We start from the raw sequence: 14,032 nt of genomic DNA, 5'->3' as shown, positions 1-14,032 counted from the left end.
CGGGCCGAGCGCCGGGCCGCCCCAAGCCGGCCCGCGGGCCGATGTGCGAGCGGCTCGACGCCGCGAGCATCGCCGTCCCCTCGGGGGACCGACTGGGCGCGCCCGCGTTCAGCGTGGCGCGACCAGGCGAGGGGTCAATCGATCTGCAATGCGATGAACTGCGTGAACTGCGCCGGATTGAAGTTGTTGTCGGACACCAGGATCAGCGTGCGCTTGCCGTTTACCAGCGGGCCGAACGTGATGCCCTCGATGTTGTCCAGCGCCAGCACGCTGCCGTCGTCGTTGGTCAGCGAGGACAGGTCCAGCAGCATGGTGCGCTTGACCGGCACCACGTCGCGGCCCTTGATGCTGGGCCAGCCGGACACGTCCGTCGCGCCGCGGGTGTCGATGCGGTAGAGCTTGATGGTGTTGCTGGTGGGCTGCTTCGTGGACGCGGCGATGCCGGGCGTCACGGCGCCCACCGCGAAGGCGCGCTCGATGACGATGAACTCGGTGCTGGACAGCGCCAGCATGTCCGGCACGCCGTTGGTGGCGAAGTCGCCCGCACGGGCCGGCGCGAACGGCACCGGCGCCACGTCGTAGACGTACTCGGCGCCGGGCTTGCCGGTGTCCAGGTCGAACGACAGCATGCGCGCGCGGCTGGGCCGGCCCACCGCGGTGGGCGCGCTGTCCTGCGCGAGGCCGTTCTCGCTCATGGTCCACAGCGTCTTGCCGTCGGGCGTGATGGCCACGCTCTCGAAGGCCAGGTTGTTGTAGACACCCATGTCGCCCGCGGCCAGGCCGCCGGCGCTGCCCACGGGGTTGTAGTAGCTCGGCACCGCGAACTCGCCGGCCGGGCGGCCGTCGGGGTGCATGCGGCGCATCGTCGGGTTCTGCATGCTGCCCGCGCTGCGCTGGCCCTCGTTGGCCCAGTAGATGAGGTTGCGCCGCGTGTCCAGGCGCAGGCTTTCTGGGTCCACCATGTTGCGGCCGAAGGGCTGGCCGTTGGTGTCGAGGACGGTGGTCATGTTGACCCAGCCCACGCCGGCGTCGCCGGGGTCGGCGCTGCGGCGGAACTTGGACAGGTCCAGCGTCAGTTCATAGAAGCGCGCCGGGCCGCGGTCGCTGCGGTCGTCGCAGATGGCCAGATAGTGGCCGGTGGCGGCGACAAAGTCGATGCTCGACAGCCCCCCGAGCGGCAGGCCGCGGAAGGTCGCGCTGGTGGGCACGATCTGCTGGCCGAGGTAGCTGAGGTTCTGCGCATGTGCGGACCCTGCGAGCAGCAGGGCGAGTAGCCATTTCATGTTCTATGCGGCGCGGCGCAGGGCGCCTCTGAGGGTGTCGATGATGCGTTCGATGTGGCCGCTCTCGATGATGAGCGGCGGCGACAGCGCGATGGTGTCGCCCGTCGTGCGGATGAGCAGGCCTTGTTCCCAGCAGTCCAGGAAGATGTTGAAGGCGCGCTTGGCCGGCTCGCCGGGCAGGGGCTTGAGTTCGATGCCACCGACCAGGCCGATGTTGCGCACGTCGATGACGTTGGGCTCGTCGCGCAGCGAGTGCAGGGCTTGAGCGAACTCGGCCTGCATTGTCGCCGCACGGGTCAGCAGGCCGTCGTCGGCATAGGTGTCCAGCGTCGCCAGCGCGGCCGCGCAGGCCAGCGGGTGGGCGGAGTAGGTGTAGCCGTGGAAGAACTCGATGAGGTGCTCGGGCCCGGTCATGAAGGCGTCGTGGATCTTCTGCTGCGCGAACACCGCGCCCATCGGCACGCAGCCGTTGGTGATGCCCTTGGCCACCGTCATCAGGTCGGGCGTGACGCCGAAGGTCTGCGCGCCGAAGGGGTTGCCGGTGCGGCCGAAGCCGGTGATGACCTCGTCGAAGATCAGCAGGATGCCGTGCTTGTCGCAGATGTCGCGCAGCCGCTGCAGGTAGCCGGCCGGCGGGATCAGCACGCCGGTGGAGCCAGCCACCGGCTCGACGATGACGGCGGCGATGGTGGATGCGTCGTGCAGCGCGATGAGGCGCTCCAGGTCGTCGGCGAACTCGGCGCCGTGCGGCGGGATGCCCACGGAGAACGCGTTGCGCGCCGGGTCGTGCGTGTGGCGGATGTGGTCCACGCCGGCCAGCAGCGTGCCGAACATCTTGCGGTTGGCCACCATGCCGCCCACCGAGATGCCGCCGAAGTTGACGCCGTGGTAGCCGCGCTCGCGGCCGATGAGCCGGGTGCGGGCACCCTCGCCGCGCACGCGGTGATAGGCGATGGCCATCTTCAGCGCCGTCTCCACCGCCTCGGAGCCGGAGTTGGTGAAGAAGATGCGGTTCAGCCCGGCGGGCGTCAGCGCGGCCAGCCGCTCGGCCAGCTCGAACGCCTTGGGGTGGGCCATCTGGAACGGCGGCGCGAAATCCAGCTCCGCGGCTTGCTGCTGGATGGCCTGCACGATCTTCGGCCGGTTGTGGCCGGCGTTGACGCACCACAGGCCGGCGATGCCGTCCAGCACCTCGCGGCCCTTGTCGTCGCGGAAGAACATGCCGTCGGCCTGCGTCAGCAGGCGTGGCGCCTGCTTGAACTGCCGGTTGGCCGTGAACGGCATCCAGTAGGCATCCAGCTTGGAAACGTCGGCGCTCATGCGGGGCTCCTCCTTGGCAAGGGAGCCCGAAGTCTATTCAATTTGACGGACTGGTCAGAATCCGGCGGCGTTTCCACGTGCCGGCCAGCGGCACCAGCTGCACGAGCAGGATGCAGGCGAGCATCAGCCCGCAGCCGGCCAGCCCGGCGGTGTCCAGCCGCTCGCCCAGCAGCACCGCGCCGAAGGCGGCGGCGAACAAGGTCTCGGACGACAGCAAGATGGCCGCGTCCGCCGCCTGCGCGTAGCGCTGCGCGACGACCTGCGCCGTGAACGCGACGCCCACCGACAGCACGCCCGTGTAGAGGATGGGCCCGGCCGCGGCCTGCAGGCCGGCCCAGCGCACCGGCTCGGTGGCGAAGGCCGCCGCCAGCGACAGCAAGCCGCACACGGCGAACTGGCCGCAGGCGACGAGGAAGGGCGCGCCCATGCGGTCGGCCCAGCGGCCCACCATCAGCACGTGCACGGCCCAGGGCACCGCGGAGCCCAGCACCCACAGGTCGCCCAGGCCGATGCGCAACTCGTGCGCGCCCGACAGCAGGAAGGCACCCACCAGGCAGCCGCCGGCCGCCGGCCAGGCCGACCAGTGCGCCACCTGGCGCAGCAGCAGCCAGGCCAGCACGGGCACCAGCGGCACGTAGACGGCCGTCAGGAAGCCGGCGTTGGTGACGCTGGTGTGCTGGATGCCCACCTGCTGCATGACGGCGCCCAGCGTCATCAGCCCGCCCAGGCCGGCGATGTGCCAGCCGTCTGCCCGCGTCAGTGGCCGGCGTTCGCGGCCCAGCCGCCGCCACTCCGCCACGGCCAGCGGCAGCACGACGGCCGCGCCGATCAGGAAGCGCACGCCGGTGAACAGCAGCGGGCCCACGTCGGCCATGCCCTGCTGCTGGGCGACGAAGGCCGAGCCCCAGATCAGCGCGACGAAGGTGAGCAGCAGGTTGGCCTGGATGCGGGTCATCGGGCGCGTCATCCGGCCTGCAGCGCGGCCAGCTCGGCCTCGTCAAAACCGGCGGCGCGGCGGGCCTCGAGGTTGAACGGCGCGCGCAGCCTGGGCGCCTGGTAGCGCGCGGCGAGTTCGGCGTAGGTGGCCACCGGCTCCAGCCCGCGCTGCTCGCACAGGAAGCGATACCAGCGGTTGCCGGCCAGCACGTGGCCCACCTCGTCGTGCAGGATGACGTCGATGATCTCCCCGGCGCGGTGGTCGCCGGCGCCCACCAGCTTGGCGCGCACGGCGGGCGATGCGTCCAGCCCGCGTGCCTCCAGCGTGCGCGGCACGAGCGCGATGCGGGCCAGCAGGTCGTGCTTCGTGCGCTCGGCCATGTCCCACAGCGCGTTGTGCGCGTCGAAGTCGCCGTAGTCGAAGCCCAGCGTCACGAGGTGCTCGCGCAGCAGTGTGAAGTGCTTGGCTTCCTCCTGCGCGATGCGCAGCCAGTCGCGGTAGAAGGCGTCGGGCATGCCGGGGAAGCGCCAGCAGACGTCCAGCGCCAGGTTGATGGCGTTGAACTCGATGTGGGCGATGGCGTGCACCAGCGCGGCAATGCCGGCCGGCGTGCGCATGGAGGGCGGCTTCAGGCGGATGTGCTCGACGAGCTGGGGATGCTCGGGCCGGCCGGGCACGCCGGCGGGCTCGGCCAGGTGGGCGTCGGGGTCCAGCGGCGCCGAGAGGTCCAGGTCCAGCGCCAGTGCCGCCTTGGCCAGCGGGTCGGCAAGGCAGAGGATGTGCAGGGCGAGGGCGCGGGCTTCCATGCCCGGGATTATCGGCAGGCTCAGCCGCGCAGCCGGGCGCTGACGAGCGGGTGCCACAGCCGCTCGTCCCGCAGCGGCGTGTCGGCCGGCAGGCCGGGGTTGCGCAGCTTCAGCCAGCGCCGCTCCGGCAAGGCGGCGCGCTGCAACTGCGGGCCCAGCCGCTGCTCGAACAGCGCGGCGAAGCTGCCGTCGGCCAGCGCCAGGTCCCAGCCGCGCCGCAGCCGCTCGGCCAGCTCGGGCCGGCGCGGGCTGACGAAGAAGTACGAGGGCGCCACGTAGGCGATCAGCCAGCCGCTCAGCACGGCCAGCGCCGGCAGTGCGTCGACGAGCGGGTAGACCTCGATGGCCCCCAGCGCGAACAGGTCGATGCGCTCGCGCACCAGCAGCTCGGGGAAGCTGTCGCGCCGCGTGATGGCCTGCACGGGCCAGCCGTTGGCCTTCAGGATCTGCGTGTCGGGCCAGCTCTCCACCTGGGCCAGGCGCAGCCGGCGGGCGTCGTCCAGGCTGGCAATGCGCTCCAGCTCGGCGCGCCGGCGGGCCAGCGCGATGGGCAGCCGGATGCCGATCAGCCCGCGGTACAGGCACACGCGCACGGCCAGCGCGCGCGCCTCGTGCTGGGCGGTGGTGATGGAGGTGGCGACGTCCAGCTCGTCGCCGGCCAGCTGCAGCAGCGCGCGGCTCTGCGACATGGGCGGCGCGAACGCCAGGCGGTAGGGGCCGTGGCTGGCCCGCGTGCGCTCCAGCAGCAGTGTCAGCACGGCCAGCTCGTAGTTGGGCGCGTCCTGCGGCAGCTGCACCAGCGAGTGCCGGATCAGCGGCCCCGGCCCGGCCGGCGGCGCGGCGGCGCCCAGGGCCGGCAGCAGGCCCAGTGCCGTCAGACAGCGCCTGCGGTCGCGGCTCATCGACATGCGGGCAGGGTACCTAAAATCGCCGCTTTGCGGTCAAGGGAGAACGGGCATGGCCATCTACCAACTGGACGACTGGCTGCCCGACGTGGCCGACACGGCCTTCGTCGCCGACAGCGCCGAGGTCATCGGCCGGGTGACGCTGGAGCAGGGCGTCAGCGTCTGGTTCAACGCCGTGCTGCGCGGCGACAGCGACACGCTGACCATCGGCGCTGGCAGCAACATCCAGGACGGCTCGGTGCTGCACGCCGACCACGGCTTTCCGCTCGTCATCGGCCAGAACGTGACGGTGGGCCACCAGGTCATGCTGCACGGCTGCACCATCGGTGACGAAAGCCTCATCGGCATCGGGGCCGTGGTCTTGAATGGCGCCCGCATCGGCCGCAACTGCATCGTCGGTGCGGGGGCGCTGGTGACCGAGGGCAAGGCATTCCCCGACGGCTCGCTGATCGTCGGCGCGCCGGCCAAGGTGGTGCGCGAGCTGACCGAGGCGCAGATCGCCGGCCTCAAGGCCAGCGCCGCCCACTATGTGAACAACGGCCGCCGCTATGCGGCCGGACTGAAAAGAATCCGATGAGTGAACTCCATAAATTCCTGTTCGATGGCCTGCCGGTGCGCGGCATGCTGGTGCGGCTGACCGACTCCTGGCGCGAGATGCTGGGCCGCCGCGAGCCCGGCCAGGACTACCCGCCCGAGCTGCGCGACATGCTGGGCGAGATGAGCGCCGCGGCCGTGCTGATGCAGGCCAACATCAAGTTCAACGGCGCGCTGGTGCTGCAGGTGTTCGGCGACGGCCCGGTCAAGCTGGCCGTGGCCGAGGCGCAGCCGGACCTGAGCTACCGCGCCACCGCCAAGTGCGTGGGCACCGTGGAGCCGGGCGCGACGCTGGAGGCCATGGTGAACCTGCGCGGCCAGGGCCGCTGCGCGATCACGCTGGACCCCAAGGACAAGTTCCCCGGCCAGCAGCCCTACCAGGGCGTCGTGCCGCTGCACGGCGACCAGCGCGAGCCGCTGCAGAAGATGAGCGAGGTGCTGGAGCACTACATGCTGCAGTCGGAGCAGCTGGACACCAAGCTGGTGCTGGCCGCCAACGGCGACATCGCCGCGGGCCTGCTGATCCAGCGCCTGCCGGTGGAAGGCGAGGGCAACCTGGAAGGGCGCCGGAATGAGGACGACATCGGCCTGTCCGATGCGTTCAACCGCATCTCCATGCTGGCCGCCACGCTGACCGCCGAGGAGCTGCTGACGCTGGACGCCGACACCGTGCTGCGCCGCCTGTTCTGGGAAGAGACGGTGACGCGCTTCGAACCGCAGGCGCCACGCTTCGCGTGCACCTGCTCGCGCGAGCGCGTGGGCCAGATGCTGCTGGGCCTGGGCCGCGAGGAGGTCGACAGCGTGCTGGCCGAGCGCGGCGACGTGGAGATCGGCTGCGACTTCTGCGGCCGCCACTACCGGTTCGACGCGGTCGACGTCGGTGCGCTGTTCACGCCGGCCGGCCAGCAGCCAGAGGGCGGTGCGGCGGCATCGACGCTGCAGTAGGCGCGCGTCTCCTCCGTTGTGAGGATGTCTTCGCGGCTAGTGATTGACGCTGCCGCGGCCAGCTGAGAACTTTGCCGCCGGGCCTGTCCGGCCTGGCGGTGGGAGTTCGGCATGGCGGATGCGAAAGGTGGCGGTCTGGGCGGCTTTCCGTGGACCAGCGCCGCGGTGCTGCTGGCCTTCGTGGCCAGCACGCAGCTCGTGCCGCACGCCTTCGACGCGCTGCGGCCCGCCGAGAAGGCCCGCGCCCAGGCGCCGCTGGACCCGGACCTGGAAGTCAACGCACGGCTGTGGGAAGACCCGTTCGCGGCCGTGCGCCGCTACGAGGTCGAGCGCGCCGAGCGCTGCGAGCGCCTGCGCAAGCAGGCCACGGCTCGCCCCGACGTGGACTGCCAGGGCGGCACGGCCGATGCGCGCAACCCGCGGCAGCTGGTGGCACGGCTGGATGGCGACCATGACCAGCAGCTCGACGACACGCTGATCCTGCTCGGGCTGATGCCCGGCGCCGATTTCGTCGGCGCCGAGGAGGCCCGCCGCCGCATCCGCTACGCGACGCTGGCCGGCCTGCTGGCGCAGGACTATGTGCCGGACAACGCCGAGCGCCTGAGCCTGCTGGAGTTCGACCTGCTGACGCCGGGCCTGGCCTCGTCCACCGCGGTGTCCAAGGACCCGGGCGCTGCGCGCGGCAGCTACGTGGTGCCCTACGAGCTGCTGTCGCTGCGCCGGCGCGACGCCGCCGCCCGGGACGGCGCAGCCGGCGCCACGCGCTACAGCCAGGTCGCCGTCCTGTGGGTGGACGAAAGCTCGCTGCCGCTGCGCAAGCTGGATGCGCTGGCGCGGCTGGTGGAGCAGCTGATGGGCGACGCCGCCCGGCGCCAGGCACGCGAGCGTTTCGGGGAGGGCGAGGCCGTGCCGCGGCTGGCGGTCATCGGGCCGTCGTCCACCGATGCGCTGCGCACCGCGCTGCGCGACCTGCGCTGTGCGGCCGAGCTGAACAACGTGCATGGCATCCGCACCAGCAAGCTGGCGCGCGACGACGCCACCCGTTGCGCCACGCGCGACACCCGCATCGGCGCGGGTCTGCCGGACGACGTGCTGGCCGGCTACCGGCTGCTGTCGCGGGCGCAGTTCTACAACCCGGCGTCCACCGCGCCCATCGCGATGCTGGCCGAGCTGGATGCGCAGGACCACCTGCTGGGCGACCTGGGCCGCCACAGCCTGGACCAGTTCCTCAGCCACCAGTTCGGCCGGTTGACCGGCGACGACCCCGTGGCCCACCCGGTGCGCATGCACCGCACGGTGGGCGACGACACGGACCTGATCAAGCGGCTGGTGGGCGAGCTGCAGCTGCGCCTGCCGGACGAGACCCACCGCATCGTGCTGGTGGCCGAGCGCGACTCCATCTACGCGCAGGCGCTGGTCAGCAAGCTCAAGGAGTCGCTGCCCGGCCCGCTCGCCGAGCGGCTGCAGGTGATCTACTTCTTCCGCGGCATCGACGGCGCCACCACGAAGGAGGGCGCCGCCGTCGCCGCGCCGGCCTCGCCCAAGGCCCAGCCGACGCTGGAATGGCCGGAAAGCCGCGACCAGCTGGACTACCTGCGCCGCCTGGGCGCGCAGCTCAAGCAGAGCGAGGGCGACCCGCGGCTGGCGCCCATCGGCGCCATCGGCATCTTCGCCAACGACGTGCACGACAAGCTGCTGGTGCTGCAGGCGCTGCATGAGGACTTCTCGGACCGCATGTTCTTCACGACCGACCTGGACGCGCGCTACCTGCACCCGCGCACGCAGGCGTTCACGCGCAACCTGGTCGTGGCCAGCAGCCTGCCGCTGGCGTTCTACCCGGTGCCGCCGGGCCGGTTCGACCTGCAGGCCGGCACGCCGCCGCTGCGCGACAACTACCAGACCAGCACGTACGCCGCCGCGCGCCGCGCCGGTTGCCGCAACGATGCCTGCCGGGAGCGCGAGCGCGAGGCGCTGGATGCCGCGCTGAGCCGGCCCTCGGTCTACGAGATCGGCCGCACGCTGAGCGTGCCGCTGGCGGGCTACGCGCTGGCGGAGGCGCCCGACAGCGGCGATGCGGACCGGGTGACCATCGCGCTGGCGATGGCGGCGCTGGTGCTGGGCGGGCTGTTCGTGTGGCCCGGTACGCCCGCCCTGCGCCAGGCCGGCGGCCTGATGAGCGCCGGGCCTGGTGCGCCGCCGCTGTCGCCCACCGCACGGGTGCTGGTGGCGCTGCACGCCGCGTTGCTGGCCTTCATGCTGGCCAGCCTCGTCGAGTTCGTCTGGCCCGGCCGGCCGGGCGTCTGGCATGCGCCGGCGATGGCGGCGGCCGCCGCGGCGACGCTGCTGGTGCTGGGGCGGCTCGCGCTGCGGCCGCTGGTGCTGGCCGTGCTGGTGGCGGGGCTGCTGGCCTGGGCCTGGCCCGTGCGCGTCGCCCAGCCTTGCCCGCACTGCGAACCCATGGCGTGGCTGCAGGGCGTCAGCGCCTGGCCCTCGCACCTGGTGCACCTGCTGGGGCTGTTCCTCATCGTGTGGACGCTGGACTGGGCCTGGGCGGATGCGCAGCAGCGGCTGCGCCAGGACTCGCGCTGGCTGCAACTGGACAGCCCCATCGTGCACACCCACCTGGGCCGGCTGCTGCGCGCCTGGTGGACGCATGGCAGCGTGTTGTTCTGGAAGGCCGGCGTGGGCTTCAGCTGCGACTTCCGCGTGCTGTGGGCCGAGTACGGCGAGCGGGGCGGCGCGCTGCCGCGGGCCGCGCGCTGCCTGTTCTGGTACGGGCTGACGGTCGCGGTGGTGCTGCTGATCTTCGTCAGCGTCAACGGCGTGCAGGTGCCGGCCGTGCCGGTGCGCGGGCAGGAGCATCGGCATCTGGTGGCCGCCGGGTTGTATGCGCTGCTGTTGCTGCTGCCGCTGCTGATCGTCGCCGTGGCGGACTCCATCACGCTGCTGACCCGTTTCGTGCGCCACCTCAACGCCGGCCGCAGCTACTACCCCGAGGCCACCGTGCAAATGTTTGCCCGGGCGCTGGGGCCGGAGCATGCCGCGCTGTGGGCAGACCGCTTCGCCGCCCGGCCGCAGGACCGGGGGCGCACGGCCGCGGACGGGGGCGACGACTTCCTGGTGCACACGCTGCTGGACGACTGGATCGACGTGCGCGTGGTGGCCCGCCGCAGCGCGCCGGTGGCGCGGCTGGTCATCGGCCCGTTCGTCGTCATCGCGCTGCTGGTTGTCGCGCGCAGCCGGCTGTTCGACAACTGGGCGCTGACGCCGGCCATCGCGGTGGGGGTGAGCTTCTACGTGGCGGTGCTGATCGGCCTGACGCTGCTGCTCAAGCAGTCGGCCGAGAACACGCGCCGCCGCGCGCTGGCGTCCATGCAGGCGGACCTGCGCTGGCTGGCCGGCAGCGGCAAGCCGCGCGCCGACCTCGTGGAGCCGTTCAAGCGGCTGATCGCGCAGGTGGAGAACGAGTCCGAGGGCGCGTTCGCGCCGTTCTTCGACCAGCCGCTGCTGAAGGCCATGCTGGTGCCGCTGGGCGGCGCCGGTGGCACCCAGCTGTTCGACTACCTGCTGCTGGGGCGCTGAAGCGCGGCGATGGCCGTCGACAGGCGCTCGCCATCGGCGCCGCGCACGTCCACCCAAGGGATGTTGGCGGTCGTCAGCGCGCTGCGCAGCCGGGCGTCGAAGGCCGCCCGCACGCCCGGGCCATCGCGCAGGAAGCCGTCGGCCTGCCAGGGCAGGTCGGGCGCGCACAGCAGCGTCAGGTCGCAGCGGCGCTGGAAGGCCAGCGCCTCGGCGGTCAGCGACGGGTCGTCGAAGTAGTGCTCGCTGCACAGCGCGGTGATCAGCGGCGTGGTGTCGCAGATCACCAGCGCATGCTCGCGCGCGGCGGCCTCGATGCGGCGCACCTGCTCGTCGGCAATGTGGGCCTGCTCGTGCTGCTGCGGCGTGCGGCCGTGCGTATCGCACCACTCGCGCAGGTATTCGGTGACGAGCCCGGCGGCGAAGCGCGCGGCCAGCGCCTCGGCCAGCGTGGACTTGCCGGTGCACTCCGCACCCAGCAGCGCGACGACGATGCTCAAACCCGCCTCCACGCGCGCCAGCCGATGACGCTTAGCGGGATGAAGCCGGCGTACAGGATGACCGTCAGCCAGTAGCCCTTGAGCCCGAACAGCACGACGCTGACCGCGTTGACGACGATCCAGGTCGGCCAGTTCTCCTCGTACTTGCGCGCCAGCAGCCACTGGCCCAGCAGGCTGGCGACCGTGGGGAAGGCGTCCCACCAGGGCAGGGGGCTGTCGGTGGCCCTGGCGAGGAACAGCCCGAGCAGCGGCCACGCGGCCAGCGTCAGCAGCACGGGCCGCAGCAGACCTCGCAGGCCCAGGCGCCGCACCTTCAGCACGTCGCCCTCACGCGTGCGGCCGAAGCGCCATTGCCACCAGCCCCACAGCGCCAGCGCCGCGAACACCAGCTGCAGCGAGGCCTCGCCGTAGAGCCTGCCGTCCCAGAACAGCGCGAAGTACATCAGCGAGCTGACGAAGGCCAGCGGCCAGGCCAGCAGGTGCACCCGCATGTTGCAGATGACCATCCACACGGCCAGCACGAAGGCGATCACCTCCAGCCACGAGGCCGGGCTGCCGAAAGCGGTGAAGGCCGGCGCCAGCAGCGCCGCCCAGAGCGTGGCCAGCATCAGCGCTGGCCGGCCGGAGCGGAGGCGGCCGTCTTGGCCGCGACGGGCACGAAGACCTCGTCGGACTTGATCATGCCCAGCTCGAAGCGGGCTTTCTCTTCCACCATCTCCAGGCCTTCGCGCAGATCGCGCAGTTCAGCCTGCAGCTGGGCATTGCGGGCGCGGGCCTCGTCGTTGTCGACCCGCGCGGCGGCCACCTCCTCCCGGAGGTGGGCCACATACGGAAGGCTGCCCCGGCCCACCCAGAGCTGGGCTTGGATGGCGATCAGGAAGACCGCCAGGACCAGGGCAAGAACCTTCAAGCGCTTACTTCAGGTTGTAGAACGCCGAACGGCCGGGATAGACGGCCACGTCGCCCAGGTCTTCCTCGATGCGCAGCAGCTGGTTGTACTTGGCCATGCGGTCCGAGCGCGACAGCGAACCCGTCTTGATCTGGCCGGCGTTCAGGCCGACGGCGATGTCGGAGATGGTGCTGTCCTCGGTCTCGCCCGAGCGGTGCGAGATGACGGCCGTGTAGCCGGCGCGCTTGGCCATCTCGATGGCGGCGAAGGTCTCGGTCAGCGTGCCGATCTGGTTGATCTTGATCAGGATCGAGTTGGCGATGCCCTTCTCGATGCCTTCCTGCAGGATCTTGGTGTTGGTGACGAACAGGTCGTCGCCGACGATCTGCACGTTCTTGCCCAGGCGGTCCGTCAGGATCTTCCAGCCGTCCCAGTCGCCTTCGGCCATGCCGTCTTCGATGGAGATGATGGGGTACTTGTCGACCCAGGTGGCCAGCATGTCGGTCCACTCCTGCGACGACAGCTGGATGCCGCCTTCGCCTTCGAGCACGTACTTGCCGTCCTTGTAGAACTCGCTGGCGGCGCAGTCCAGGCCGATGGCGATCTGCGAACCGGCCTGGTAGCCGGCGTTGTCGATGGCTTGCAGGATCAGCTGGATGGCCGCTTCGTGGCTCTCGACGCTGGGCGCGAAGCCGCCTTCGTCGCCGACGGCGGTGGAGATGTGCTTGTCGTGCAGGATCTTCTTCAGCGCGTGGAAGACCTCGGCGCCCCAGCGCAGCGCTTCGCGGAACGACGGCGCGCCCACGGGGATGATCATCAGCTCTTGCAGGTCCAGCGAGTTGTTCGCGTGGGCGCCGCCGTTGATGACGTTCATCATCGGCACGGGCAGCTGGTTGCCGTTCATGCCGCCGAAGTAGCGGTACAGCGGCAGGCCGGACTCTTCAGCGGCGGCGCGGGCCACGGCCATGGAGACGGCCAGCATCGCGTTGGCGCCCAGGCGGCTCTTGTTCTCGGTGCCGTCCAGGTCGATCAGCGTCTTGTCCAGGAAGGCCTGCTCGGAGGCGTCCAGGCCCAGCACGGCTTCGCTGATCTCGGTGTTGATGTGCTCGACGGCCTTCAGCACGCCCTTGCCCAGGTAGCGGGCCTTGTCGCCGTCACGCAGCTCGATGGCCTCGCGCGAGCCGGTGGACGCGCCCGACGGCACGGCTGCACGGCCCATGACGCCGGACTCCAGCAGCACGTCGCATTCGACGGTGGGGTTGCCGCGGCTGTCGAGGATTTCTCGGCCGACGATGTCAACGATGGCGCTCATTCTTGGGTCTCCAGGGAAGTGAAAAACTAGGCGGCGACAGTGTGCCAAGCGGGCGTTACCGCGTCACAACATCAGGCGCCTTCGAAGGGGGCAGGGGCTTCGCGTCAGCAGGAGAAATCATTCTCGAGAAGCGGCTGCTGCTTGACGACGCGGTCCAGCGCGACGAGCTGTTCCAGCAGCGTCTTCATGTGCTTGAGCGGCACGGCGTTGGGGCCGTCGCTGAAGGCCTCGGCCGGGTTGGGGTGCGTCTCCATGAACAGGCCCGCCACGCCGACGCCGACACCGGCACGGGCCAGCACCGGCACCATCTCGCGCGCACCGCCGCTGGCGCCGCCCAGGCCACCGGGCTTCTGCACCGAGTGCGTCACGTCGAACACCACCGGCGCGCCGGAATTGCGCATCTCGGCCAGGCTGGTCATGTCGGCGACGAGGTTGTTGTAGCCGAAGCTGACACCGCGCTCGCAGGCCAGGAAGCGGTCTTCGGACAGGCCCGCCTCACGCGCGGCGGCGCGGGCCTTGTCGATGACGTTCTTCATGTCCCAGGGCGCGAGGAACTGGCCCTTCTTGATGTTGACCGGCTTGCCGCTTTGCGCGACGGCGCGGATGAAGTCGGTCTGGCGGCAAAGGAAGGCCGGTGTCTGCAGCACGTCGACGACGCTGGCGACCTCGGCCACCTGGGTGGCGTCATGCACGTCGGTCAGCACCGGCAGGCCGGTCTGGCGGCGCACCTCGTCGAGGATCTTCAGGCCGGCTTCCATGCCGACACCACGCTTGGTGGTGCCGGACGAGCGGTTGGCCTTGTCGAACGAGCCCTTGTAGATCAGCGGGATGCCGAGGCTCGCGCAGGCCTCTTTCAGCAGGCCGGCGACGTCGAGCGACATCTGCTGGCTCTCGATCGAGCAGGTGCCGGCGATCAGGAAAAACGGCTTGTCGAGGCCGACATCGAATCCGCAGAGCTGCAT

Annotated in this window: 13 protein-coding genes; 3 read left to right on the top strand and 10 right to left on the bottom strand. The window is 71.0% G+C overall.

Features of this window, described 5'->3' with window-relative positions:
* Positions 1–134 precede the first annotated feature (134 nt).
* From AC1Q7O_RS04960 to AC1Q7O_RS04940, 5 genes are read right to left on the bottom strand one after another with little or no spacing between them, the layout of a single operon-like run.
* Positions 135–1,283 carry an esterase-like activity of phytase family protein gene (locus AC1Q7O_RS04960; protein ID WP_492658298.1) on the bottom strand — a complete coding sequence of 383 codons (1,149 nt, stop codon included), beginning with the start codon at positions 1,281–1,283 and terminating at the stop codon, positions 135–137.
* Between the two features lie 3 nt (positions 1,284–1,286).
* Positions 1,287–2,603 (bottom strand): omega-aminotransferase AptA, encoded by a 1,317-nt coding sequence (aptA, locus tag AC1Q7O_RS04955; protein WP_492658299.1) that lies wholly within the window; start codon positions 2,601–2,603, stop codon positions 1,287–1,289.
* Positions 2,604–2,640: 37 nt separating this feature from the next.
* Positions 2,641–3,570 (bottom strand): DMT family transporter, encoded by a 930-nt coding sequence (locus AC1Q7O_RS04950; protein ID WP_492662670.1) that lies wholly within the window; start codon positions 3,568–3,570, stop codon positions 2,641–2,643.
* Positions 3,567–4,346 (bottom strand): ferritin-like domain-containing protein, encoded by a 780-nt coding sequence (locus tag AC1Q7O_RS04945; protein WP_492658301.1) that lies wholly within the window; start codon positions 4,344–4,346, stop codon positions 3,567–3,569. Before AC1Q7O_RS04945 ends, AC1Q7O_RS04950 begins: the two co-directional genes overlap by 4 nt.
* Before the next feature lie 20 nt (positions 4,347–4,366).
* A complete protein-coding gene (locus AC1Q7O_RS04940; RefSeq protein ID WP_492662669.1) occupies positions 4,367–5,254 on the bottom strand; it encodes a hypothetical protein in 888 nt (295 codons plus the stop codon).
* A gap of 49 nt (positions 5,255–5,303) precedes the next feature.
* On the opposite strand from AC1Q7O_RS04940, the gene AC1Q7O_RS04935 reads away from it, so the two are divergent.
* The 3 genes from AC1Q7O_RS04935 to AC1Q7O_RS04925 all read left to right on the top strand — a co-directional run bounded on the left by AC1Q7O_RS04935 (position 5,304) and on the right by AC1Q7O_RS04925 (position 10,372).
* Positions 5,304–5,828, top strand: a complete 525-nt coding sequence (locus AC1Q7O_RS04935; RefSeq protein ID WP_492658303.1) for a gamma carbonic anhydrase family protein — start codon at positions 5,304–5,306, stop codon at positions 5,826–5,828.
* Positions 5,825–6,790 carry an Hsp33 family molecular chaperone HslO gene (gene hslO / locus AC1Q7O_RS04930; RefSeq protein ID WP_492658304.1) on the top strand — a complete coding sequence of 322 codons (966 nt, stop codon included), beginning with the start codon at positions 5,825–5,827 and terminating at the stop codon, positions 6,788–6,790. The genes AC1Q7O_RS04935 and hslO overlap by 4 nt, the downstream gene beginning before the upstream one ends.
* Positions 6,791–6,901: 111 nt before the next feature.
* On the top strand, positions 6,902–10,372 hold the full coding sequence (locus AC1Q7O_RS04925) for a hypothetical protein (protein WP_492658305.1): 3,471 nt from the start codon (positions 6,902–6,904) through the stop codon (positions 10,370–10,372).
* Here the strand turns inward: AC1Q7O_RS04925 and AC1Q7O_RS04920 are convergent.
* The 5 genes from AC1Q7O_RS04920 to kdsA form a co-directional block, all read right to left on the bottom strand.
* Positions 10,351–10,869: an AAA family ATPase gene (locus AC1Q7O_RS04920; protein ID WP_492658306.1), complete on the bottom strand. Its 519-nt coding sequence runs from the start codon at positions 10,867–10,869 to the stop codon at positions 10,351–10,353. The genes AC1Q7O_RS04925 and AC1Q7O_RS04920 overlap by 22 nt on opposite strands.
* Complete coding sequence (gene pnuC, locus AC1Q7O_RS04915) at positions 10,866–11,477, bottom strand: nicotinamide riboside transporter PnuC (RefSeq protein ID WP_492658307.1); 612 nt, start codon at positions 11,475–11,477, stop codon at positions 10,866–10,868. Before pnuC ends, AC1Q7O_RS04920 begins: the two co-directional genes overlap by 4 nt.
* Positions 11,477–11,779 (bottom strand): septum formation initiator family protein, encoded by a 303-nt coding sequence (locus tag AC1Q7O_RS04910; protein ID WP_492658308.1) that lies wholly within the window; start codon positions 11,777–11,779, stop codon positions 11,477–11,479. Before AC1Q7O_RS04910 ends, pnuC begins: the two co-directional genes overlap by 1 nt.
* Before the next feature lie 4 nt (positions 11,780–11,783).
* Positions 11,784–13,070 (bottom strand): phosphopyruvate hydratase, encoded by a 1,287-nt coding sequence (eno, locus tag AC1Q7O_RS04905; RefSeq protein ID WP_492658309.1) that lies wholly within the window; start codon positions 13,068–13,070, stop codon positions 11,784–11,786.
* 104 nt (positions 13,071–13,174) lie between these two features.
* On the bottom strand, positions 13,175–14,032 hold the full coding sequence (kdsA, locus tag AC1Q7O_RS04900; RefSeq protein WP_492658310.1) for a 3-deoxy-8-phosphooctulonate synthase: 858 nt from the start codon (positions 14,030–14,032) through the stop codon (positions 13,175–13,177).

This window comes from Roseateles sp. GW823-FHT07B05 (assembly GCF_058794515.1).
The sequence above is the reverse complement of the archived record's forward strand: the minus strand, read 5'-3'. Positions and strand labels throughout refer to the sequence as shown.

Bases quoted from the DNA above. Each gene is read 5' to 3' on its own strand.
- AC1Q7O_RS04960 (WP_492658298.1), bottom strand. From the start codon at position 1,283: ATGAAATGGCTACTCGCCCTGCTGCTCGCAGGGTCCGCACATGCGCAG.
- aptA (WP_492658299.1), bottom strand. From the start codon at position 2,603: ATGAGCGCCGACGTTTCCAAGCTGGATGCCTACTGGATGCCGTTCACG.
- AC1Q7O_RS04950 (WP_492662670.1), bottom strand. From the start codon at position 3,570: ATGACGCGCCCGATGACCCGCATCCAGGCCAACCTGCTGCTCACCTTC.
- AC1Q7O_RS04945 (WP_492658301.1), bottom strand. From the start codon at position 4,346: ATGGAAGCCCGCGCCCTCGCCCTGCACATCCTCTGCCTTGCCGACCCG.
- AC1Q7O_RS04940 (WP_492662669.1), bottom strand. From the start codon at position 5,254: ATGTCGATGAGCCGCGACCGCAGGCGCTGTCTGACGGCACTGGGCCTG.
- AC1Q7O_RS04935 (WP_492658303.1), top strand. From the start codon at position 5,304: ATGGCCATCTACCAACTGGACGACTGGCTGCCCGACGTGGCCGACACG.
- hslO (WP_492658304.1), top strand. From the start codon at position 5,825: ATGAGTGAACTCCATAAATTCCTGTTCGATGGCCTGCCGGTGCGCGGC.
- AC1Q7O_RS04925 (WP_492658305.1), top strand. From the start codon at position 6,902: ATGGCGGATGCGAAAGGTGGCGGTCTGGGCGGCTTTCCGTGGACCAGC.
- pnuC (WP_492658307.1), bottom strand. From the start codon at position 11,477: ATGCTGGCCACGCTCTGGGCGGCGCTGCTGGCGCCGGCCTTCACCGCT.
- eno (WP_492658309.1), bottom strand. From the start codon at position 13,070: ATGAGCGCCATCGTTGACATCGTCGGCCGAGAAATCCTCGACAGCCGC.
- kdsA (WP_492658310.1), bottom strand. From the start codon at position 14,032: ATGCAGCTCTGCGGATTCGATGTCGGCCTCGACAAGCCGTTTTTCCTG.